This is a genomic window from Limnobacter sp., from assembly GCF_036405155.1.
GTDB lineage: Bacteria > Pseudomonadota > Gammaproteobacteria > Burkholderiales > Burkholderiaceae_B > Limnobacter.
Genome location: NZ_DASWYD010000010.1, coordinates 162,251 through 184,034, shown reverse-complemented (window position 1 = coordinate 184,034; position 21,784 = coordinate 162,251). Strand labels below are relative to the sequence as shown.

At 54.6% G+C, this 21,784-nt stretch carries 22 protein-coding genes and 1 riboswitch; of the genes, 15 read left to right on the top strand and 7 right to left on the bottom strand.

The features are described from left to right. The first annotated feature begins 183 nt into the window (after positions 1 to 183). The 4 genes from VGE55_RS15000 to VGE55_RS14985 all read left to right on the top strand — a co-directional run bounded on the left by VGE55_RS15000 (position 184) and on the right by VGE55_RS14985 (position 3,534). Positions 184 to 996 carry a 16S rRNA pseudouridine(516) synthase gene (locus VGE55_RS15000; protein WP_331132476.1) on the top strand — a complete coding sequence of 271 codons (813 nt, stop codon included), beginning with the start codon at positions 184 to 186 and terminating at the stop codon, positions 994 to 996. A gap of 81 nt (positions 997 to 1,077) precedes the next feature. After that, positions 1,078 to 1,638, top strand: coding sequence for an elongation factor P (efp, locus tag VGE55_RS14995; RefSeq protein ID WP_331132475.1), 561 nt, complete (start codon positions 1,078 to 1,080; stop codon positions 1,636 to 1,638). A gap of 76 nt (positions 1,639 to 1,714) precedes the next feature. Beyond that, positions 1,715 to 2,770: an elongation factor P maturation arginine rhamnosyltransferase EarP gene (gene earP / locus VGE55_RS14990; RefSeq protein WP_331132474.1), complete on the top strand. Its 1,056-nt coding sequence runs from the start codon at positions 1,715 to 1,717 to the stop codon at positions 2,768 to 2,770. An 86-nt stretch (positions 2,771 to 2,856) separates the two neighbouring features. Continuing rightward, positions 2,857 to 3,534: a hypothetical protein gene (locus VGE55_RS14985; protein WP_331132473.1), complete on the top strand. Its 678-nt coding sequence runs from the start codon at positions 2,857 to 2,859 to the stop codon at positions 3,532 to 3,534. Positions 3,535 to 3,564: 30 nt separating this feature from the next. Here the strand turns inward: VGE55_RS14985 and VGE55_RS14980 are convergent, their stop codons facing one another. The 5 genes from VGE55_RS14980 to VGE55_RS14960 are packed head-to-tail and all read right to left on the bottom strand — an operon-like array spanning position 3,565 to position 7,734. After that, entirely contained in the window at positions 3,565 to 4,488 is a 924-nt protein-coding gene (locus VGE55_RS14980; RefSeq protein WP_331132472.1) for a tyrosine recombinase XerC, read from the bottom strand. Continuing rightward, on the bottom strand, positions 4,449 to 5,096 hold the full coding sequence (locus tag VGE55_RS14975) for a DUF484 family protein (protein ID WP_331132471.1): 648 nt from the start codon (positions 5,094 to 5,096) through the stop codon (positions 4,449 to 4,451). Before VGE55_RS14975 ends, VGE55_RS14980 begins: the two co-directional genes overlap by 40 nt. After that, positions 5,093 to 5,974, bottom strand: coding sequence for a diaminopimelate epimerase (gene dapF, locus VGE55_RS14970; RefSeq protein ID WP_331132470.1), 882 nt, complete (start codon positions 5,972 to 5,974; stop codon positions 5,093 to 5,095). Before dapF ends, VGE55_RS14975 begins: the two co-directional genes overlap by 4 nt. Before the next feature lie 35 nt (positions 5,975 to 6,009). Further along, positions 6,010 to 6,885, bottom strand: coding sequence for a lysophospholipid acyltransferase family protein (locus VGE55_RS14965; protein WP_331132469.1), 876 nt, complete (start codon positions 6,883 to 6,885; stop codon positions 6,010 to 6,012). 15 nt (positions 6,886 to 6,900) lie between these two features. Then, positions 6,901 to 7,734, bottom strand: coding sequence for a lysophospholipid acyltransferase family protein (locus tag VGE55_RS14960; RefSeq protein WP_331132468.1), 834 nt, complete (start codon positions 7,732 to 7,734; stop codon positions 6,901 to 6,903). Positions 7,735 to 7,937: 203 nt separating this feature from the next. Here VGE55_RS14960 and metK point away from each other — a divergent pair, with 203 nt between their 5' ends. The 4 genes from metK (at position 7,938) to metF (ending at position 12,302) form a co-directional block, all read left to right on the top strand. Next, positions 7,938 to 9,104, top strand: a complete 1,167-nt coding sequence (gene metK, locus VGE55_RS14955; protein WP_331132467.1) for a methionine adenosyltransferase — start codon at positions 7,938 to 7,940, stop codon at positions 9,102 to 9,104. A 12-nt stretch (positions 9,105 to 9,116) separates the two neighbouring features. After that, positions 9,117 to 9,194: riboswitch (S-adenosyl-L-homocysteine riboswitch) on the top strand. Between the two features lie 32 nt (positions 9,195 to 9,226). Beyond that, positions 9,227 to 10,654, top strand: coding sequence for an adenosylhomocysteinase (ahcY, locus tag VGE55_RS14950; protein WP_331132466.1), 1,428 nt, complete (start codon positions 9,227 to 9,229; stop codon positions 10,652 to 10,654). A gap of 19 nt (positions 10,655 to 10,673) precedes the next feature. Further along, on the top strand, positions 10,674 to 11,456 hold the full coding sequence (locus VGE55_RS14945; protein ID WP_331132465.1) for a TlyA family RNA methyltransferase: 783 nt from the start codon (positions 10,674 to 10,676) through the stop codon (positions 11,454 to 11,456). A gap of 27 nt (positions 11,457 to 11,483) precedes the next feature. After that, the gene (gene metF, locus VGE55_RS14940) at positions 11,484 to 12,302 is read left to right on the top strand and encodes a methylenetetrahydrofolate reductase [NAD(P)H] (RefSeq protein ID WP_331132464.1); all 819 of its coding nucleotides are present in this window, start codon (positions 11,484 to 11,486) and stop codon (positions 12,300 to 12,302) included. Between the two features lie 21 nt (positions 12,303 to 12,323). Here metF and VGE55_RS14935 read toward each other — a convergent pair whose 3' ends face one another. Further along, on the bottom strand, positions 12,324 to 12,896 hold the full coding sequence (locus tag VGE55_RS14935) for a 5-formyltetrahydrofolate cyclo-ligase (protein WP_331132463.1): 573 nt from the start codon (positions 12,894 to 12,896) through the stop codon (positions 12,324 to 12,326). Between the two features lie 58 nt (positions 12,897 to 12,954). Between VGE55_RS14935 and VGE55_RS14930 the strand changes: the two genes are divergently transcribed. The 5 genes from VGE55_RS14930 (at position 12,955) to VGE55_RS14910 (ending at position 19,528) form a co-directional block, all read left to right on the top strand. Then, positions 12,955 to 14,910 carry a lytic transglycosylase domain-containing protein gene (locus tag VGE55_RS14930; protein WP_331132462.1) on the top strand — a complete coding sequence of 652 codons (1,956 nt, stop codon included), beginning with the start codon at positions 12,955 to 12,957 and terminating at the stop codon, positions 14,908 to 14,910. A 48-nt stretch (positions 14,911 to 14,958) separates the two neighbouring features. Continuing rightward, positions 14,959 to 15,933 (top strand): complex I NDUFA9 subunit family protein, encoded by a 975-nt coding sequence (locus tag VGE55_RS14925; protein WP_331132461.1) that lies wholly within the window; start codon positions 14,959 to 14,961, stop codon positions 15,931 to 15,933. A gap of 147 nt (positions 15,934 to 16,080) precedes the next feature. Then, the gene (locus tag VGE55_RS14920; RefSeq protein WP_414675049.1) at positions 16,081 to 17,262 is read left to right on the top strand and encodes an aspartate aminotransferase family protein; all 1,182 of its coding nucleotides are present in this window, start codon (positions 16,081 to 16,083) and stop codon (positions 17,260 to 17,262) included. 70 nt (positions 17,263 to 17,332) lie between these two features. Continuing rightward, positions 17,333 to 18,241 carry an ornithine carbamoyltransferase gene (gene argF / locus VGE55_RS14915; RefSeq protein WP_331132460.1) on the top strand — a complete coding sequence of 303 codons (909 nt, stop codon included), beginning with the start codon at positions 17,333 to 17,335 and terminating at the stop codon, positions 18,239 to 18,241. Positions 18,242 to 18,295: 54 nt separating this feature from the next. Continuing rightward, positions 18,296 to 19,528 carry an argininosuccinate synthase gene (locus VGE55_RS14910; RefSeq protein ID WP_331132459.1) on the top strand — a complete coding sequence of 411 codons (1,233 nt, stop codon included), beginning with the start codon at positions 18,296 to 18,298 and terminating at the stop codon, positions 19,526 to 19,528. Positions 19,529 to 19,584: 56 nt separating this feature from the next. Here the strand turns inward: VGE55_RS14910 and murB are convergent, their stop codons facing one another. Continuing rightward, a complete protein-coding gene (gene murB / locus VGE55_RS14905; protein ID WP_331132458.1) occupies positions 19,585 to 20,610 on the bottom strand; it encodes a UDP-N-acetylmuramate dehydrogenase in 1,026 nt (341 codons plus the stop codon). 53 nt (positions 20,611 to 20,663) lie between these two features. Between murB and VGE55_RS14900 the strand changes: the two genes are divergently transcribed. Then, complete coding sequence (locus VGE55_RS14900) at positions 20,664 to 21,149, top strand: YajQ family cyclic di-GMP-binding protein (protein ID WP_331132457.1); 486 nt, start codon at positions 20,664 to 20,666, stop codon at positions 21,147 to 21,149. 6 nt (positions 21,150 to 21,155) lie between these two features. After that, on the top strand, positions 21,156 to 21,767 hold the full coding sequence (locus VGE55_RS14895; protein WP_331132456.1) for a hypothetical protein: 612 nt from the start codon (positions 21,156 to 21,158) through the stop codon (positions 21,765 to 21,767). The last annotated feature ends 17 nt before the right edge of the window (positions 21,768 to 21,784 follow it).

The window sequence follows — 21,784 nt, the reverse complement described above, 5'->3', positions numbered from 1 at the left end:
TCATTTACTTTATTACCGTGCGAGCACTGACACTTCAATCGTGAAACCAAAGCGTCGTTTTCGAAACAAAAACAACACCCGTCTCAATCGGTCAGCGCCCACACTTATCGGCTGTTAACTTGTTAAAGAACATTCGAAACTCATTCACGCTACAATCTTCAAATCGCTTCGAAAACCGCTTGCTTGCTTCGTTTCGCGCTGCGTGTCGTGCAGCAGAGAAACGAGATTATGCACACCTCTTCCCTACCTGTCAAACACTTTTCGGAAAAAAGTTTTAAAAAACCCCGCATGAAAGTTCATCCAAACGTAAAAATTCTTCAGTCTCAAGGACTTGGAAATCGAAAATTTTGTGAAAAAATTTTGTGGTCGTCCGAGATTTTTCTGAACTCGGCCCCCTTCAACCCCGACAACGACCTGATTCAATGGGGCGACACGCTCTCCATCGACGGCAATTCTTATCAAATCAGTCAATTTAAGTACGTTCTGATGAACAAACCGGCGGGCTACGAGACCTCACACAAGCCTTCGCGACACCGATCGGTTTTTGAATTGCTTCCCCCGCACTATCTAGAGCGGGGCATACAGGCGGCAGGCCGTCTGGATGTGGACACCACCGGACTTTTATTGTTTTCGGATGACGGCCAATTCATCCATCGGATCATCAGTGGCAAGCAGGGTATTAAGAAAGAGGTGGAGAAAGTTTATGTCATGGCGCTGGACACGCCACTTCTGGATGGTCAAATCGACCAGTTGCTCAACGGCGTTGAGCTTCAGGAGGAACACGACACCGAGTGGGTTAAAGCCAGCAGAGCAGAACGACTGGACGACGGCCGCTTGCGCATGGGTATTACCACCGGCAAATATCACCAGGTAAAACGCATGCTGGTTGCCGTTGGCAACCATGTGACCACCCTGCACCGGGAAAGCGTCGGCCCCTACAGACTGCCAGATGACTTGGCACCCGGGCAATGGATTGAATTTGACCCGACCGCCTGATTTGATTGGAAAAAGTGGGTTGTTTCGCCAAACACTTCGAGTACAATACGTGGCTTCCAATTTACCCAAGACTCGCTTCCCATGAAAATCGCTCAAGAAATTCGCACAGGCAACGTGGTGATGGTCGGCAAAGACCCCATGGTTGTATTGAAGACTGAATACAACAAATCTGGCCGCAACGCTGCTGTGGTCAAGATGAAGATGAAGAACCTGTTGACCGGCGCCGGCATGGAAAACGTGGTGAAGGCCGACGAAAAATTCGAGTTGTTGGTTTTGGACCGCAAGGAAGTCACCTATTCTTACTTCGCAGACCCCATGTACGTCTTCATGGACGGCGATTACAACCAGTACGAAGTGGAAGCCGAGAACCTGGGCGATGCACTGAATTATCTGGAAGACGGCATGCCCTGCGAAGTGGTGTTTTACGACGGCAAGGCCTTGTCTGTTGAATTGCCCACCAGCCTGATTCGCGAAGTGGAATACACAGAACCAGCCGTGCGTGGTGATACATCAGGCAAGATCATGAAAGCCGCCCGCATCAAGCCAACCGGCTATGAGATCCAGGTGCCCGCCTTTGTGGAAATCGGTGACAAAATTGAAATTGACACCCGCACCAACGAATACCGCAACCGGGTCAAATAAATCAACTCGACACGTTGCAAGTAAAAAGGGCCCCGCAAGGGCCCTTTTTCATGATTGCTAGAAAAAGGACGACGCTGTGCGCAGATTAACGATTGCAGTCCTGTGCAAAGTCATCGACAACTTGGGCGATGCGGGGTTTTGCCTCCGCCTGAGCAGGCGACTGGCAGCCATGGGGCACACGGTGGTGATGTTGCATGACGCGCCAGCGGCCATTGATTTGCTGTACCCCACCGCGGAATGCGCATCGTTGCTTTTGGTCGATGCCCGGACAAACTGGCATTGGCCTGCGAACGAAACGTTGACGAGTGCTGGACCCGATCTCGTTTTGGAGCCATTTGGCACATCCAGCCATCAAACTCAGGCGCGTTTTGACAAAACACTGAAAGCGCAATACCCAAACACGCCTTGGCTCCTGATTGACTATTTGTCGGCGGAGTCCTGGATCGAGGATTTTCATTTAAAAGCCTCTATTGAGCCGAGCACTGGGCACCGCAGCACCTACTTTTACCCGGGCTTTACTGCGAAAACCGGTGGCGTCATTCATGGTGATTTTAGCCCGTCATGTTGGAGCCCACCCACAGGCGCGTGTGAGCATATTTTCGTTTTTGCCTACCCTACCGCCCCGCTGCACACTTTGATCGATCACGCCACGGACCAGCAACACTTTGCACTGGCAGGCCAGACCGCCCCGGATTTGAAACTTTCAAGCCGGGTACGGATGCAAGCATTCGTCCCACAGTCGGCATTTGATGCGCTGCTGGTGCAACATGATCTGCTTTTCGTGCGAGGCGAAGACAGCTTTGTTCGAGCACAACTGGCCGGGCGCCCGATGGTTTGGCAGATTTACCCGACAGACGACCAAGTACACCTTCAGAAACTGGAAGAGTTTTTCGCCATTTATACAAAAGACTTGCCGGCAAGAACCCGCCAATGGTGGTGGAGTTTGTGGCTTTGCTGGAATGGTGCTGAACCAGTGGCTCGTTGGGCAGCACTGTGGGGCCAACTGGAGCACCACTGGCCTGTTTTGTGTAGACATGCAAGGCAGTGGCAGCAGCACCTGTTGCAAGGGCCGGAGCTTGTAAAGGAAGTTCTGACATGGGCGGAGACCCAAGCTCCTACAAACCAACAATAGCCTATAAATCAGCGACTTAATTCAAACATTGATTAACCCTTCGACCGCAGACACTGAACACCAAGATCACCACTTGGATGTTCATCATGCTGTCTTTTCTGCTTTCTCTCGGGCTTGGCTTTGGCGCCATCGGCTTGGATGAACTGCCGGTGTCACAGGTTCAGTCCATCGTGAACGAAGTGGTTGAAAAACTCGAACCTGGCATGGCAATCAAACCCAATGTGGTGGTGAGCAATAGAAAAGACCCAACCCCACTCGGTGCCATTACTTATTCCAGCGGTCGCTGTGTGATTGTCATCAACCCGAACCCGGATGCCTGGGCACAATGGGGTCGATTTTTAAATTCAGACAACAAAGCCAACTGGAATGAGATTGTCGCTGCCTCTGCCGCGCATGAGGTGGGCCACTGCTTGAAAGAAAGTCGCCAGTTTGTGGCACAGTTCAACGCACAGGACCCTCAACACCAAGGGCTGTCGGGTTCGTCCGCTCAATTAACCGGCACACATGAATCGGTGTTCAAACAAGAGTTGTTCGCAGATGCTGTGGCCCTGATTTACGCACGGGAATTTGCGGGCTCACAGGCTGAGCCTGTGGTGGATGTCATGATCAACAGCCGGGAAAAATTTTCCGACAATGACCCCACCCACAGCACGGGTGCATACCTGAAGGTTCTGAAACAAATGGATGTCAGCCGCCAAGCGAATGAATCCATGGGACAGGCGGCCAGTCGCTTGCTGAACGATGTCAGCAGCACAGCACTTTGAACAGGCAGGGCCTACCTAAGCTCCAGCGCATCACTTGGCCCTGGGAAACGCTTTGTCGTAAACAGCGGAGAGGTGAGCAAAGTCCAGCGCGGTGTACACCTGGGTGGACGCGATGGAGGCGTGACCCAGCAATTCCTGTACACCGCGAAGGTTTTGTGACCCCTGCAACACATGGCTTCCAAAAGAATGCCGAAGCATGTGCGGGTGCAAATGTTGGCTTAAACCTTTCTGTTGTGCGTACTTCGACACCGCATGTTGCGCCAAACGAACGGTGAGAGCCTGCCCCCTGGATGACAGAAAGAATGCACCGGGATCGGGGAGTTTCAATTCGTCCAAGTACGCATGACGACGATCCATAAACTGAATCAATGTTTGCTGCAGACTCCCAATAAGCGGGATGATGCGGGTCTTGGAACCTTTGCCCACCACACGCAATTGGGCTGAATTCAAGTCCAAGCTGGACGCTGCGCCCTTATCAACACCCGGCATTCGCAGTGACATGGCTTCGCTGATGCGCAGACCCGTGCCATACAACAACTCGATCAAAACACGGGCCTGGCAATCTTGAAAGTCAACAGGCCAGTGACCTTGTAACAAGGCCATGACCTGATCCACAGACAGCGCCTTGGGCAATGCCTTACCAGCCTTGGGGGTTTTCAGTGCTTCGGCAGGGCTGGATTTCAAATGGCCCTCGGTGACCAAGAAACCATAGAATCCACGCCAGCTGCTGGCCATCCTAGCCAGGGAGCGCGGCGATAACCCTTCCGCATGTCGCCGTGCCAGCAAACTCTTTAAGGCGGGCTCAGCCAAAGCCAAGGGGTTTTCCCCCAGCAGACCCAGGTCGCGTGCCACCGCCTGGCAGGTGTTTGCGCTGTATCGGCGCTCAAAAGCCAAATGGTTCAGGTAAGCCTGAACTACGGATTGGGGCTCTGCAGGCGACTGAGGGCTGCGCATGCGATCTCGGACAAGGTGTTCAGAAAATCGGTTTCAAGCGTGGGCGCAAACCTGTCTTTGTCCGGGGAACCCAACCCGAGCACACCAAAGGCATCTGGGCTTGCGCCCACACGAATCGGCATGAGGACCACGGAGCGTGGGTGAACCTCTTCGCCTTCAAACACAGCCAGGGACGGCGCATGGTCTGCAAAACCACAATACAAACCCTTCATTTGGCTGAACAGATCTTTATCGGCGGGGTGAGCAGCAGAGCCGTCCAACCAGAGCGTGAGTCGCACCATCGGAACCTGAAATTGCTGCTTGATTTGCTCGGTCAGCACTTTGGGCAAGGACTCGGCATCCTTGATGGTCAACAGCGTGCGGGAAACTGCCTGAAGTTTGTTGATGATGGCCTGATTTTCCACCGCTGCATTGCTCATGTCTGCAATGCGGTGCTCAAGGGCCTTGACCTTTTCACGCATGGTTTGCAGTTGGCGATCCTGAAGGGACGCAACGTTTCCGGCCGTTTGTTCCGGCAGACGGACGAAGGCCAAAACGCCCGGGTTTCGAATCAGAAACTCGGGATTCGCCTTGAGAAAATCAACCACCTGTTGAGCTTCTTCGCTCATAAATAAAACTCTCCTTCGAAAACGGTTTGTGCAGGGCCGGTCATCAACACGTCACTGTCGGGGTTGCCGGACCATTCGATGGTCAAGGTACCGCCGGCTTTGACCATGTCCACCTGATCAGAAAGCAGGCCCATTTTCATGCCAGCCACCGCTGCGGCACAAGCACCGGTGCCGCAGGCCAGAGTTTCGCCGACACCTCGCTCGTACACGCGAAGGTGCGCGCGGCTGCGATCCACCACACTGAGAAAACCAACGTTGACGTGCTCTGGGAAGCGAGGATGACTTTCCAGTGTGCTGCCCAAGGTTTGAACCAGATCATCGGATGCTGGTTGATCGAGCAAAATGACCACATGGGGATTGCCCATGGACACCACGGACACCCAAAGGTCCTGATCTGCAAGACCGGCATCTACGGGCAGTTTGTACTGCACCAAGCCACCAAACTTGCGCATGGATAAACCATCCGCAACAAACGGCAATGCGGAGGGCTCAAAAGACGCCGGCCCCATGTTGACCTTGACCCAGTTGTGTCGAATGATTTGGGGCTCGATCACGCCGGGAATGGTTTCAACACGGATGCTGCTTTTGTCAGTCAGGCCTTTGTCCACAACATATTGAGCAAAGCAGCGCGCACCATTTCCACACTGCTGAACCTCGTGACCATCGGCGTTGAAAATGCGGTATCGAAAGTCATTGTCTGATGATTGGGCCTTTTCAACGACCAAAACCTGATCGGCGCCCACGCCAAAATGACGGTCCGACAAACGCTTGATCAACGCTGGCTGCAAATCCAATGAGCCGTCGCGGTTGTCCAGCACGACGAAGTCGTTACCGGCACCATGCATTTTCGTGAATCTCACTGTGCTTGCAGAAGACATTTTTAAAATCCCAATGGAACTGAAGACGTAGGCCTTCAGTATATTCTGGACTCGCCTGGGGGGCGGGTCTTGAAGCGTTTATGAAGCCAAAGGTATTGCGTGATGTTGTCGCGAACCCACCGTTCGATGTGGTGATTCATGGCTTGTGTGGATGCAGTTTCGTCGTCGAGCGGAAAATTGGGCAAGGGGTCGCCAATCGTCACCTCGTAACGGCCCTGTCGATATCGGGTCAATACAGGCACGACTTGCGCTTTCATCATTTTTGCCAAACGAGCCACCGCAGTGACTGTGGCGGCCTTGTTGCCAAAGAAATCCACGAACACGGAGTCTCTTTCGCCGAAGTCCATGTCGGGCAAATAGTAAAGCGGCCGGCCCTGCTTCATGGCGGCAATCAACGGGCGAATACCTTGTTGACGGGACAGCAAAAGCGGTTTGCCCAGTTGTGAACGCCCTTTCAGAATGAGGTCGTTCAAGACCGGATTTTTCTGATTGGAATACATGGTGACCATGTCGACCTCGAGGCAGAGGCGACTCCAGGCAGCGTCCAGACCCAAAAAATGGGGAGCAAGGAAGATGATGTTTTGTCCACTGGACAGAACCTGCAATGCTTCGGGGTTAACAAGCCGAACCCGATCGCGCACCGCATTGGCATGGCCTTGCCACAGCCAGCCGCGGTCCAGAAAGGTGCGCAAATAAAAATACATGTGAGCAGCACACCAGGCCAATCGCTTCCACGGACTAACCTCAGGAAAACAGAGGCGCAAATTGGTCAAGGTAACTTGGCGCCTTTCGCGAGCAACGGCCATCAACAGCAGCGTTAACACCGCGGCAACGGCACTGGAGAGCAGGCGGTACAACAGGAAGGGCAAACTCGCCAGTCCAAACCAACAGTTGATGAGCAATGACGTCACGGTGGGATCTCGGCTTCAGTTGTTTTTGGGTGCTTTGTAACGCTCGTAGCCCCAGTAGTATTGTTCGGGGTGCTTGAGAATCAATGCTTCCATGGCTTGATTGACTTGGGTGGCTGCCTCAACCGGGTCTTCGCTGAGATGCGTTGGACCCGGGTACAAATCGAGCCGAAACCCCTGTCCAAAAGGCTTGCGATAACCGATGGCCAAAATGACACTGGCACCCGTTGTGTTGACCAGCCGACCTGGCAAGGTCATGGTGTAGGCGGGCTGACCGAACATAGGGGCCCAAACCCCTTCCCCACTGGAAGGAACCTGATCCGGCAACAGACCCACAGCGTCACCGCGCCGAAGGGCCTTGAGCAGAATTTTGACGCCGGACAGGTTGGTGGGCGCAATGCCCACACCATCCCGAGCCCGGCTGGTTTCGATGATGTGTTGCAGTTCAGGCTTGCGATTGGGGCGATACAACACGGTGATGGCCTGTCGTGTTGAAAAAATTTGGGCAGCGGATTCGAAACTGCCCATGTGCGGGGTCAGGAATAGCATGCCGCGCCCTTTTTGCCGAGCGGCCTCAACAACATCCCACCCCGTGATTTCGGTGCAGGCTGCCGCGCCTTCAGCGGTCGACCGCCCCCAGAGAAAAGGCAATTCCAGCAAAGCCATGCCTGCCTGAGCAATGGAGCCTCGCACGGCCGTGCGCTTCAGCGCCTCATCGTGCCCGAAAGCAATGTCTGCGTGTTGGTGGATTTTCCGTCGGTAAGAGGATGACAAGCCGTACACCGCCCACCCCAGCAATGCGCCAATGGCATGCAAGAGGGGCAGGGGAAAACGCGCCAGCAGATTGAACATGGGTTTGATCATTCGCAGATTGTACCCAGAGCCATTGAACCAATATTTTGCCAGGCACTCTATTTTGTTGTATATTCGCAGTGTTCGCTGAGTTAAATGACAACTTGCGGGGCGAACTAAAACAACACTGCTAAAGCGTCGCCAGGCTTCAAATCAACAGGGGTCGGCTTCGCCGAGTTACCCGTTCATTTGGAGCTTTTTTTATGTCTAACGAGTTTTATTTCACATCCGAGTCCGTTTCCGAAGGCCATCCAGACAAAGTGGCCGATCAAATTTCGGATGCTGTTCTGGATGCCATTCTGGCCCAAGATCCACGTGCACGCGTTGCCGCGGAAACCCTCACCAACACCGGATTGGTTGTCATGGCGGGTGAAATCACGACCCATGCGCAGGTCAATTACATTGACGTGGCCCGGGAAACCCTCAAAAAGATTGGTTACGACAACGGCGACTTTGGCATTGATTACAAAAGCTGTGCAGTGATGGTTTGCTATGACCGCCAAAGCCCGGATATCGCCCAGGGCGTGGACAAAGCCCACGATGACAACCTGGACCAAGGTGCGGGCGACCAGGGCTTGATGTTTGGTTATGCGGTGAATGAAACCCGTGAATTGATGCCATTGGCCATCAGCCTGTCGCATCAACTGGTGCATCGCCAGAGTTTGTTGCGCAAAGACGGACGCCTGCCCTGGCTGCGCCCGGATGCCAAATCGCAAGTGACCATCAAATATGTCGAAGGCAAACCCTACGCCATCGACACCGTGGTGCTGTCTACCCAACACTCGCCTGACATTTCTCTGAGTTCGCTGCGAGAAGCAGTGATTGAAGACGTGATCAAGCCCGTACTGCCCAAAGAACTCATCAAGGGCGACATCAAATACCTGGTGAACCCCACCGGACGATTTGTGATTGGCGGTCCACAGGGCGACTGCGGCCTGACCGGCCGCAAAATCATCGTGGACACATACGGCGGTGCTGCGCCTCACGGCGGCGGCGCATTCTCGGGCAAAGACCCTTCCAAGGTAGACCGCTCAGCCGCTTATGCAGGCCGTTATGTGGCGAAAAACGTGGTTGCAGCGGGACTGGCCGAAAAATGCCTGGTGCAGGTGAGCTACGCCATCGGTGTGGCCAAGCCAACATCGGTCATGGTGAACACCTTTGGCACCGGTAAAATTTCGGACGAAAAAATCACTGCTTTGATTGGCGAGCATTTTGACCTTCGCCCCAAAGGCATTGTGCAAATGCTGGACCTGCTGCGCCCGATTTACGCAAAAACCGCGGCGTATGGCCACTTTGGCCGGGAAGAGCCGGAGTTTAGCTGGGAACGCACCGACAAGGCCGAGGCACTTCGCGCTGCGGCTGGAATCTGATAACATCTCGCATTGTTCGAGGAGCGTTGCGACACCCGTTTCGGCGGGTGCTAGGCTCGAACTGGAAATAAACAACGGCGCTCACGCTTCTTTCTTTTAGTTTTTTTACAAAGGAGGGCGTGATGAACGCCATTGCAAAACCACTCACCGCCACCGGCGAAAACGACTTCTTCGTTGCAGACTTGGGCCAAGCCGACTTCGGCCGCAAGGAAATCGCCATCGCCGAAACTGAAATGCCCGGCCTTATGGCCATCCGTCAGGAATATGCTGCCAGCCAGCCCCTGAAAGGTGCGCGCATTACCGGCTCACTGCACATGACCATCCAGACTGCCGTGTTGATTGAAACACTGGCCGCACTGGGTGCTGAAATTCGTTGGGCTTCCTGCAACATCTACTCAACCCAGGACCATGCTGCTGCAGCCATTGCAGCCGCTGGCATTCCCGTGTTTGCCTACAAAGGCGAATCACTGGTGGATTATTGGAAGTTCACCCACCAAATTTTTGAATGGTCCGATGGTGGCTATTCCAACATGATTCTGGACGATGGCGGCGATGCAACATTGTTGCTGCACCTGGGCGTGAAAGCCGAGAAAGACATCAGCGTATTGAACAACCCGGGCAGTGAAGAAGAAATTTGCCTGTTCAACAGCATCAAGGAAACACTGAAGAAAGACCCACAGTGGTATTCCAAGCGCATTGTGCACATCAAGGGTGTAACCGAAGAAACCACCACCGGTGTGAAGCGCCTGTACGACATGGCGAAGAAAGGTGAACTGGCCTTCCCCGCGATCAACGTGAACGACTCCGTGACCAAGTCCAAGTTCGACAACCTGTACGGTTGCCGCGAATCGCTGGTGGACGGCATCAAGCGTGCCACCGATGTGATGATTGCCGGGAAAGTGGCCGTGGTCGCCGGTTACGGTGACGTGGGCAAAGGTTCTGCACAAGCCCTGCGTGCATTGTCTGCGCAAGTGTGGGTGACTGAAGTGGACCCCATCTGTGCATTGCAAGCAGCCATGGAAGGCTACCGCGTGGTGACCATGGACTACGCCTGCGACAAGGCAGACATCTTCGTGACGGCCACAGGCAACAAAGACATCATTACCCATGACCACATGGTGAAAATGAAGGACCAAGCCATTGTTTGCAACATCGGCCACTTTGACAACGAGATCGACATTGCCAGCGTGAAGCAATACACCTGGGAAAACATCAAACCCCAGGTGGATCACATCATTTTCCCCGATGGCAAGCGCATCATCATGCTGGCCGAAGGCCGCTTGGTGAACCTGGGCTGCGGTACCGGCCACCCGTCTTTCGTGATGTCGTCCAGCTTTGCCAACCAAACCATTGCGCAAATTGAGCTGTTCACACAAACCGACAAGTATCCGGTTGGCGTGTACGTGCTGCCCAAGCACTTGGACGAGAAAGTGGCCCGCTTGCACCTGAAGAAAATCGGTGCACAGTTGACCGAACTGTCACCGGACCAGGCTGCTTACATTGGCGTCAAGCAGTCAGGCCCATACAAGCCTGACCACTACCGCTACTAAGCGCTCGCTTGATCAACCGTTGCGGGCCGATCTCGCTTTGGTCGAACAGGGCTTGTGCACATCCCGTGCACAGGCCCAGTCGCTGATTGAGCAAGGCCTTGTTCAGGTTCGACGAGGCACAGGCCCCGCCCTACCCGTTCGAAAGGCATCACAAGGTGTTGAGGCATTTGACACGTTGGAATTAACTGAGTCTGATCAAACCCGATATGTGTCTCGGGGTGGACTCAAGCTGCAAGGCGCTCTGGAAAGTCTGAAGGTTTTGGTGGCCGGCACTCGGTGCATAGACTTTGGACAATCCACCGGCGGCTTTACCGACTGTTTGCTTCAACATGGCGCGCATTCGGTGATCGGGCTCGATGTTGGGCATGGTCAACTGCACAGCAAGCTCAGCAACGATGTGCGGGTGCTGGCCGTGGAAGGGGTGAACCTGAAAACGGTGGATGCGGACCAACTGCTGGCACAATGGAGGCAGAGTCATGCCGATTTCCTGCCGATTGACCTGTCTGTGGCCGATGTGTCGTTTATTTCGTTGGTGAAGATCATGCCAACGCTGGCGAGGTTTTTAACGCGAGGCAGCCAGAGCATCTGGCTGGTGAAGCCCCAATTTGAATTGGGCCCAGAGCACATTGGAAAGCAAGGCTTGGTGAAGTGGAAAGAAGGTTTGCTGGACGAACTGGAAAGTGCCATACGGCAGGCCTGCGAGGCCAACGGGTTTGAAGCCCAAGAATTTTTTCCATGCCCGCTGAAAGGTGGGGATGGGAACCAGGAATACATTGTTCGGGCGCTAAAAACGGCCCATTAAACCTGTGATTGCGACGTGACGAACAAGATGAACATCAGTTTTGAATTTTTTCCTGCCAAAACAGACGAAGGCGCTGAGAAGCTGAAGCAGACACGCGCGCAGCTTGCGGAGCGAAATCCCGAATTTTTCTCGGTCACCTTTGGCGCTGGCGGAACCACCCAGGATGGCACGCTGTCCACAGTGCTGGACATTCAGGCAGCTGGCAATGAAGCGGCCCCTCACCTGTCGTGCATTGGTTCATCCAAAGACAAGGTGCGAGACCTGTTGAACACCTACAAAAGCCACGGCATTCGTCGAATTGTCGCTTTGCGCGGGGATTTACCCTCTGGAATGCTGGAAACAGGCTCATTCCGGTACGCCAGCGAACTGGTGGAATTCATTCGGGCGGAGACTGGCAACCACTTCTTCATTGAAGTGGCCGCTTACCCGGAAACACACCCGCAAGCCCGCAGTGCCATGGCCGATGTGGATGCCTTTGTGCACAAAGTAAAATGCGGCGCCAATTCAGCCATTACGCAGTATTTTTTCAACGCGGATGCATTTTTGTATTTCAGGGACCAGGTTCAAAGCCGGGTCGATATCCCGTTGGTCCCCGGCATCATGCCGATCACCAACTTCAGTCAGCTGGCGCGCTTTTCGGATGCCTGCGGCGCCGAATTGCCACGCTGGGTGCGCAACCGCCTTCAGCAGTTTGGGGATGACCGCGATGCGATTCGTTCGTTCGGCCTTGAAGTCGTCACGGGTTTGTGTGAGCGACTGATTCGGGAAGGTGTTCCAGGGCTGCATTTTTACACCATGAACAACGCACAGCCGACCCTGTCCATTCTGGACCGCTTGGGGTTGTGAGCAGATCGAAAGCGGGGCGCTTCAGGCAGGCCCTATTCGATATACAACGCGCTCTGTAACCACGACATCCAACAGCCTGTCGTGGGGTTCATGGAACATTTCAGCCACTTCCGTGTCGCTGTAGGCGACACCCACGCAAAATGGCTTGAGCCCTGCCGAGTCATAGGCTTGCAAAGTTCGGTCATACCAACCGGCGCCATAGCCCAAGCGGGCACCCGATGCATGAAATGCCAGGCACGGAATGAGCAACACGGCTGGGCTCACCCAATGTTTGTGGACTGGCACTGGAATGCCGTACTCACCGGTTTCCAGTGCTGTGTCTTTATCCCATTGGGCAAATTGAAGCCTTGCACCGGAAGCGTCCCGAACACACACGGGCAATGCCCAGGAATACCCGGCCAAGGCCTCGGATTGTGCAATGGGCAACACATTGGGTTCGCCCTTGAAGGGATGGTACAAGCCAACGGTGCAGGGCCCGATGGATTGGAGTACAGTTAAGACAGAGGCGCGTATTTGCTGGCTGAAGGCCGCCACAAGGGCTTCGTCTCGTTTGGCACGTTGGGCCATGGCCCACTGCCGCAGATTTTTTTTCATGACAGATTGAATGATGAAACGATTTTTACAACGACACTTTATCGCAAGCTGTCTCGCCGTGTTGATCAGTCCAATCGGCTGGCCAGCGGATTGTTTGGCGCAAGCCGCTGTTTTGACCGACCAGTCGGACCAAGGTGAGCTGATGCGTCAAATCAAAAGCGCCTATGCCGATGGTCGGTATACCGACTTTTCGCGTCTGGCGGCCAAACTGCCTCCGGACCACATCTTCAGGCCCTACATCGATATTTGGCAGTTCCGTTTTTTTCAAAAAGGCCAGGAAAAGGCCAACCCAGATGAACAACTGGTTTGGAAAACAGACGACGTGCTACCGCTGCTGAACCGTTATCCCAGCAGTTGGCCCACTGAACAATTGCGCCGTGAATGGTTGCAACAACTGGCCCGAACAGGCCAGTGGCCCTTGTTTGCAGAACAGCGGCCACAATTGAAATACCGACCAGACCAGGGCGTGGAGTGTGCGGACATGCTGTACGCCAGCACCCAAGGCCAACTGGTGCAATCCAAACTGAACACGGTTTTGAGCAGCAATAAAAAACTGCCCAAAACCTGCCGCATGTTGCTACGCAACCTCTATGACCGAGGCGCCATCCATGGCAGCGACCTGGACAAACACGTTCTGCATTTGGCTGAAGGCAAACAACCGGGTGCCGCCCAGCAGTTTGTGGATGAAATGGCCGATACGCAGTGGGGTAAAAACCTTGACGGCAAACAGTTGGCTCAAGCCTTTGACAACCCGGACAAGGCGCTGAAAAATGCGGGCAGCCGGGGCACAGACCTGTATGTGGGCGTTGCACTGACGCGCAAGGCGGTGGAGGACTACGAAGCCGCTGCCCGCCTGCTGGATGGCGAGCTGAAAGGAAGGCTGTCGGACAAAACAGAACGCTGGCTGTGGGGCCACATTGGTTACCGCGCAGGCTTGGTGTGGAACCCTGTTGCAGAAACCTATTTCAAACGCAGCAGCGCCGATGTGCTGGGGCCAGAGCAACAGGAATGGCGAGTGCGCTCGGCCTTGCTTCAAGAGGACTGGCCCACTGTGCTGGCCTTCATCAATGACATGAGCCCGGAATTGCAGGAGAACCGCACTTGGCAGTACTGGAAAGGCAGGGCCTTGGCTGCGACCGGGAAAATTGTGGAGGCCCGCCAGGAGTGGATTCGTGCTGCCAACACCTTCACTTTTTATGGAAAGTTGGCCAATGAAGAATTGGGCGCAACGGTGTCAGCCCCCAACAAACCCGTGCCATTGACCGCTGCCGAACTGGACAAAGCGAAGAAGAACCCGGGATTTATTCGAGCGCTGGCTTTGTATGATGCTGGCCTGCGCACGGACGGGTTTTGGGAATTCAACCTGCAAATTTCGCAGATGAATGACCGTGAGCTGTTGGCGGCCGCCACTTGGGCTGAGAAAAACCAGTTGTACGATCGCGCTATTGCGGCAGCGGACAAAACCGAGATGGAACACGACATCTCCCTGCGATATTTGACCCCGTTCAGAGACCGCATGACCGCGAAAACACAGGAAGTGGGGATTGACGAGTCTTGGGTGTATGGACTGATCCGTCAGGAGTCTCGCTTTGTAACCATTGCCCGGTCTGGAGTCGGCGCCAGCGGCTTGATGCAAGTGATGCCCGCCACAGCCCAATATGTGGCCAAAAAAATTGGCTTGAGTGATTTCAAAAAATCCGACATTGCCGACATCGACACCAACCTCACTTTGGGCACCAATTATTTGAAGATGGTGTTTGATCAGCATGGGCAATCGCCAGTGTTGGCCTCTGCCGGCTACAACGCAGGCCCCTCCCGGCCCTCATTGTGGAAGCGTCGGCTGGGCGAAAACCGGGTCATTGAGGGGGCCATTTTCACCGAACTGATTCCGTTTGACGAAACGCGTGACTATGTGAAGAACGTAATGTCCAATACCGTGGCTTATTCTTGGGTTCTGAACAATTCCTCGACTTCCCTCAAACAAAGACTGGGTATGATTCGAGGAAGCAACTGACGCCAAATTTGGCGTCCATCCCGACAACGCATCATCTCCTTGTACACCATGTCGACAACAAAAAATGTGCTGGTTATTGGCGGTTCAGGCTTTATCGGCCAGGCCGTCTGCAATGAACTCACCAAAGCGGGTCATCGCATCACAGTGCCCACCCGTCGCTATGACAAGGCCAAGCACTTGCTCACGCTGCCCACCTGTCGTGTTGTGACCGCGAATATTCACGACAGGGCGGCTTTGGGCCGTTTGATGGTTGGGCAAGATGTGGTCATCAATCTGCTTGGGGTGCTGCACAGCAAACCGGGCAAGCCCTATGGCCAACACTTCCGCGTGAACCATGTGGAGTTTCCAAAAGCGCTGACAGCGTCCATGAACCAACACAAGGTGAAGCGGCTGATTCACATCAGTGCACTGGGTGTGGGTGTCCAAAACCCGGCACCGTCGATGTACCTGCGCTCAAAAACCGATGGCGAGGCTGCGGTGAAAGACAGTGGTTTGGCCTGGACCATCCTTCGTCCATCCGTGGTGTTTGGTCGCGGCGACAAATTCCTGAATACATTTGCAAGCCTTAGCCTGTTGGCACCCTTCATTCCGCTGGCAGGGGCAACCGCCCGCTTTCAGCCGGTGTCGGTGGGCGATGTGGCCAAAGCCGTGATGGCCTGCGTGGCCGATGAAGGCAAAGCAACCGTCCACAACACCTTTGATTTGGTAGGCCCCGAGATATTCACCTTGAAGGAGTTGGTTCAATTGTCGGCCAACGCAGTGGGACGCAGCCCCTGGATTGTGGGTATTCCCAACGTGGCTGCCAAAATTCAGGCCCGGTTGATGGAGCTTGCTCCGGGGGAACCGCTGATGAGCCGCGACAATGTGGACTCCATGAAAATCGACAATGTGCGGACCTCTGGTCGGATATTTCCCCTCCCCCGCTATGAAACACTCTCGGTGATTGCCCCGGATTACCTTCAGGCCAGACATTTGCCCACAGGGCTGGATCAATTCCGGGCCCATGCACACCGCGAGGAGTGAGGCCCAAGAATAAGGCTGCAAGAGGCTTGCGCCTTTCCCTTAAGCCTTGATTTATCGTACAATTCTGCTTTGCACAACGCAGCCATCCAGACTTAAACAGGCTGCGTTTGTTTTTCTGGCCCTGCGAATTTGATTGAGAGTATTACCGTGACCGACCACCTGATGAAAACCTATGCCCGTCAACCCATTGCCTTCACACATGGCGAAGGTGCGTGGCTGTGGTCAACGGACGGTCGAAAGTACCTGGATGGTTTGGCAGGCATTGCAGTGAATGGCCTGGGGCACAACCACCCGAAACTGGTCAAAGCCATTGCCGACCAAGCCGCCAAACTGATCCACACCTCCAACCTCTACCGGGTTGTTGAGCAAGAGCAACTGGCCACCAAGCTGTGTGAACTGTCGGGCATGCAGGAAGCATTTTTCTGCAACTCGGGCGCTGAGGCCAACGAGGCCGCCATCAAACTGGCCCGTCACTACGGCTACAAAAAAGGCATTGAAAACGCCAAGATTATCGTGATGGAACGGGCGTGGCACGGTCGCACACTGGCCACGCTGGCCGCCACAGACAGCCCCAAGGCCAAAGTGGGGTTTGGCGAGTTGCCCGGCGGTTTTGTGCGTGTGCCGTATCGTGATTTCGCGGCCATTGAACAGGCCAGTGTAGACAATCCCGACATCCAAGCCATTCTGCTGGAAGTGCTCCAAGGTGAAGGCGGCATCAACGTGGCCGATACGGAATACCTGCAGGAGCTTCGCAAGCTGTGCACGGCCAAGGGCTGGTTGCTGATGATTGATGAAGTCCAAAGTGGCATCGGACGAACCGGGAAATGGTTTGGTTACCAACATGCAGGCATTGAGCCCGATGTCATCACCTTGGCCAAAGGCTTGGGGTCGGGCGTACCGATTGGTGCATGCCTTGCAGCCGGTGCAGCAGCGGGCGTTTTCACCCCTGGAACCCATGGCACAACTTTCGGCGGCGGCCCCTTGGTATCGGCCGCTGCGTTGGCAACGCTCAACATCATGGATGAAGAAAGCTTGCTGGCCCATGCCGAGCAAATGGGTGCGCTGATTCGCGCTGTGCTCACCCGTGAACTGGCGGGTGTTGCCGGCGTGAAAGAAATTCGCGGACGTGGTCTGATGATTGGTGTGGAGCTGTGGAAGCCATGCGCCGAACTGGTGGCCATTGCGCGCGACAAAGGGCTCATCATCAACGTGACGCGAGACAATGTGGTGCGTTTGTTGCCGCCACTGGTGATCAAACCCGAGGAAGCAAACATGCTGGCCATGGAATTGGCACCATTGATCAAAGCATTCTTGAATGGAGCGGCTTGAGGCAGCCGCCTCGCCTGACAGGGTGCCCACGGGTGCCAAGCAGGACAAATAGCCGGGAGACGATAACAACATGCCCATCAAACATTTTTTGCAGTTCAGTGACCTGAGCCGAGGCGATTTTGAATACCTGATTGAGCGCACGCGGGACATCAAGGCCCGATTCAAACGCTACGAGCCTTACTACCCGCTGCAAGACCGAACACTGGTCATGATTTTTGAAAAGGCCTCGACCCGCACACGGCTCAGCTTTGAGGCTGGCATGCACCAGCTGGGCGGCTCGGCAATTTACCTCAACACCAAAGACAGCCAGCTTGGCCGAGGTGAACCGGTCGAAGATGCTGCGCAGGTGATCTCGAGAATGTGCGACATTGTGATGATTCGCACCTACGAGCAGGAAATCGTCGAGCGCTTTGCCGCCAACAGCCGGGTTCCGGTGATCAACGGCCTGACCAACGAATACCACCCCTGCCAAATCCTCGCGGACATTTACACCTTTATCGAACACCGAGGCAGCATTCAAGGCAAAACCGTGGCCTGGGTGGGTGATGGAAACAATGTGTGCGCCACCTGGCTGCAAGCGGCAGAAATACTGGACTTCAAAGTGAATGTGTCCACCCCGGCCGGCTACGAAGTGGACCCCAAGCTCAACATCAAAGGCACACACCATGCGTACTTTGCTGACCCCATGGACGCCTGCAAAGATGCCGACATTGTGACCACCGATGTGTGGACCAGCATGGGCTTTGAAATGGAAAACAGCGAACGCATGAAGGCTTTTGCGGATTTCCAGGTCGACATGGACATGATGAATGTGGCCCACAAGGACGCCGTATTCATGCATTGCCTACCTGCCCACCGGGGTGAGGAAGTGGCTGCTGACGTGATTGATGGCCCGCAAAGCGTGGTGTGGGATGAAGCAGAAAACCGCCTGCACACGCAGAAGGCCCTGATGGAATTTTTGTTGTTGGGCCGCAAATAAGCAACCCAACAGTGCTTTGAATAACCCCGATTTCATTTTTGACTGTGAACGACCATGAGTGACGTGAAGAAAGTGGTGCTGGCCTACTCCGGCGGACTGGACACCTCGGTGATTTTGAAGTGGCTGCAAGACAACTACCAATGCGAGGTGGTGACCTTTACAGCCGACTTGGGCCAAGGTGAAGAGCTGGAGCCTGCGCGGCAAAAAGCGCTGAAATTCGGCATCAAACCCGAGAACATTTACATTGACGACGTTCGCGAGGAGTTTGTGCGCGATTTCGTATTCCCGATGTTCCGCGCCAACACGGTGTACGAAGGCGAGTACCTGTTGGGCACGTCGATTGCGCGTCCACTGATTGCCAAGCGGTTGATCGAGATTGCCCGTGAGACCGGCGCCGATGCCATTTCCCATGGTGCCACCGGCAAGGGCAATGACCAGGTGCGTTTTGAACTGGGGGCCTATGCGCTCATGCCGGGCGTGAAGATCATCGCCCCATGGCGCGAATGGGATTTGTTGTCCCGCGAAAAACTGCTGAAATACGCGGAAGACGCTGGTATTGAAATTGACATGAAGCACCGCAATGGTGGTGCGCCCTATTCCATGGACGCCAACCTGCTGCACATCAGTTTCGAAGGCCGCCACCTGGAGAACCCCAGCGCAGAGGCCGAGGAAAGCATGTGGCGCTGGACGGTCAGCCCGGAAGCGGCCCCCGACCAGGCCGAATACCTGGATGTCGAGTTTGAAAAGGGCGATATTGTGGCCCTGAACGGCAAACGACTGAGCGCTGCCGAAGTATTGACCGAGCTGAACCGCCTGGGTGGCAAACACGGCATTGGTCGCCTGGACCTGGTGGAAAACCGCTATGTGGGTATGAAGAGCCGTGGCTGCTACGAAACACCCGGTGGAACCATTATTCTGAAAGCGCACCGCGCCATTGAATCCATCACGCTCGACCGTGAAGTGGCTCACCTCAAAGACGACCTGATGCCCCGCTACGCCAGCCTAATTTACAACGGCTACTGGTGGAGCCCGGAGCGCGTGGCCCTGCAAACCTTGATCGACCACACACAACAGTGCGTGAACGGCTGGGTGCGCCTGAAACTGTACAAGGGCAATGTGATTGTGGTGGCCCGCGACTCGAAAACCGATTCACTGTTTGACCAGACCATTGCAACGTTTGATGAAGATGGTGGTGCATACAACCAGGCCGACGCTGGCGGTTTTATCAAGCTGAATGCCTTGCGCATGCGGATTGCAGCCAATGCCCGCAACAAACGCGGGCAATAAAGCAAACGCTTGCCCCTGTTAAAAACCGGCCCCTATGGCCGGTTTTTTTATGGGAATCACCCAGCAATCAAGTTGGGCTCGGCCTCAAGGTGCACACCGAACCTGGTTTGAACTGCCTGTTGAATGCGCCGGATGAGATCGAGCAGATGGGCGCCCTGCCCTGCTCCATGGTTGACCAGAATCAATGCCTGTCGGTCATAGACGCCCACAGCGTGATGAATGGCCCCCTTCAAACCGCATTGTTCAATCAGCCAGCCTGCAGCCAATTTGACCAAGCCCCCATCAGCCGGGAAATGAACCAGCGCTGGATGAGCCGCCTTGATGGACTCAAACTGCGCAACAGACACCAACGGGTTTTTGAAAAAACTCCCGCTGTTGCCCAACACCACTGGGTCTGGCAACTTGTCGGTTCGAATGGCACAAACAGCCTTCATGACATTCAAGGCGGTCACAGCACCGAGATCCGCCACACGACGTGACAGATCGCCGTAATGCAGCACAGGCGTCCACTCAACAGGCAAGGCGAAATCCACGGCGGTGATCACCCAGCGCCCTTTTCCGGCCTGCTTGAAGACACTTTCCCGATAGGCAAATTCGCAGGCTGGCAAACCCAAGGTTTGGCTTGTTTGGGTTTGCACGTCAAACACCTGCACAGCGCGAATGCGGTCTTTGAGTTCCACACCATACGCCCCGATGTTTTGCACGGGGCCAGCCCCCACCGAGCCCGGAATCAAGGCCAGGTTTTCCAGCCCTCCCCACCCTTGTTGCACGGTCCATTCAACCAGGCTGTGCCAGTTTTCTCCAGCCATGACACGAAGGTGATGATGGGTCCCATCGCAGCCCAGGTATTGCTTGCCCATCAAGGCCATTTTCCAGACGTTCAGCGCATTGTTCTCCTGGACAAACACAGTGTTGCTGCCCTCGCCCAACAACAGCACAGGCTGCCCTTGCCGAACACTGTCGGCATACGCGGACAAATCGGCCAAACCAGAAATGGTGTGAAGGCCCTGCGCCCAGGCCTGCAGACCAAAGGTGTGCAGGGGCTTTAAATCCACAGGATAGGCGTCGCCGTGTGCTGACATGGTGGGTGTTCTAGGGATTACAATTGAATCCATTGTGCTTGAAGGAATGAACTATGCCGTCTTTTGATGTGGTCTGCAAACCAGACTTGATTGAACTGCGAAATGCCGTGGACCAAGTGAACAAGGAAATCACCAACCGCTTTGACTTCAAGGGCTCGGACTCTCGAGTCGAGTTAAACGATGACACCCTGTTTGTGTACGCGGACGATGATTTTAAATTGGAACAAGTGTCCGAAGTGATTCGCAACAAATTTGCGAAGCGCAATGTGGATGTGCGGTTTTTGACCTTTGACAAGAAGGAAAAAATTTCCGGAGACAAGCTCAAGCAAACCGTGCTGGTTAAAAATGGACTGGACAAAGACCTGGCCAAGCAAGTGGTGAAGGAAATCAAGGACAGCAAAATGAAAGTTCAGGCTAGCATCCAGGGCGACACTGTTCGCGTGACTGGTGCGAAACGGGATGACCTGCAGGCAGCGATTGCCCTGCTGAAAAAGCAAGTCACCGACACACCATTGGGTTTTGAAAATTTCAGGGATTGAACACACATGAGTCATTCACACGACCACGATCATGATCATGAGCACGGCCATGATCACAACCATTGCCACCACGACCATGCGGTGGTGTACAACAAGGTGGTGAAAGCCAACCACAAAGTGGCTTCAGTGTTGTTGCGCAATGCCAAAACACTGGCCCTGACCTTTGACCAGCGCCAGGAACTGCCACACGATTGTCCAACCCAGGATGGCGGCAGCATTGTTTGTCACATTGACGAACCCGTTGAACCCGGGGACAAACTGGTGTCGAACACCAATGAATGGGCTGTGGTTGAGGCAGCACCCGAAGCACTGTTTGAGCTTGAACGTGGGCAACCCGGCTATGAGGCCTTCATTCACATTGCAGGTCTTGAAATGTGGCCTTTGCAATTGACTGAACACGGTGCGCGCGTGGTTGCCAGCCATGAATGCATGCACATGCTGGAGCACTTTGGACTGCAATTCAAACAGATTGAAGCGCCGATGCTGGAGCTGAGTGTTCCGGAGATCAAGCACCATGATTGTTGTGATCACGACCACGACCATACTCACGATCACGGCCATGCACACGACGGTCATGACCATGGCCACTGTGGCCATGACCACAAGCACGACCACTGAGTTACCCCACACTGTCA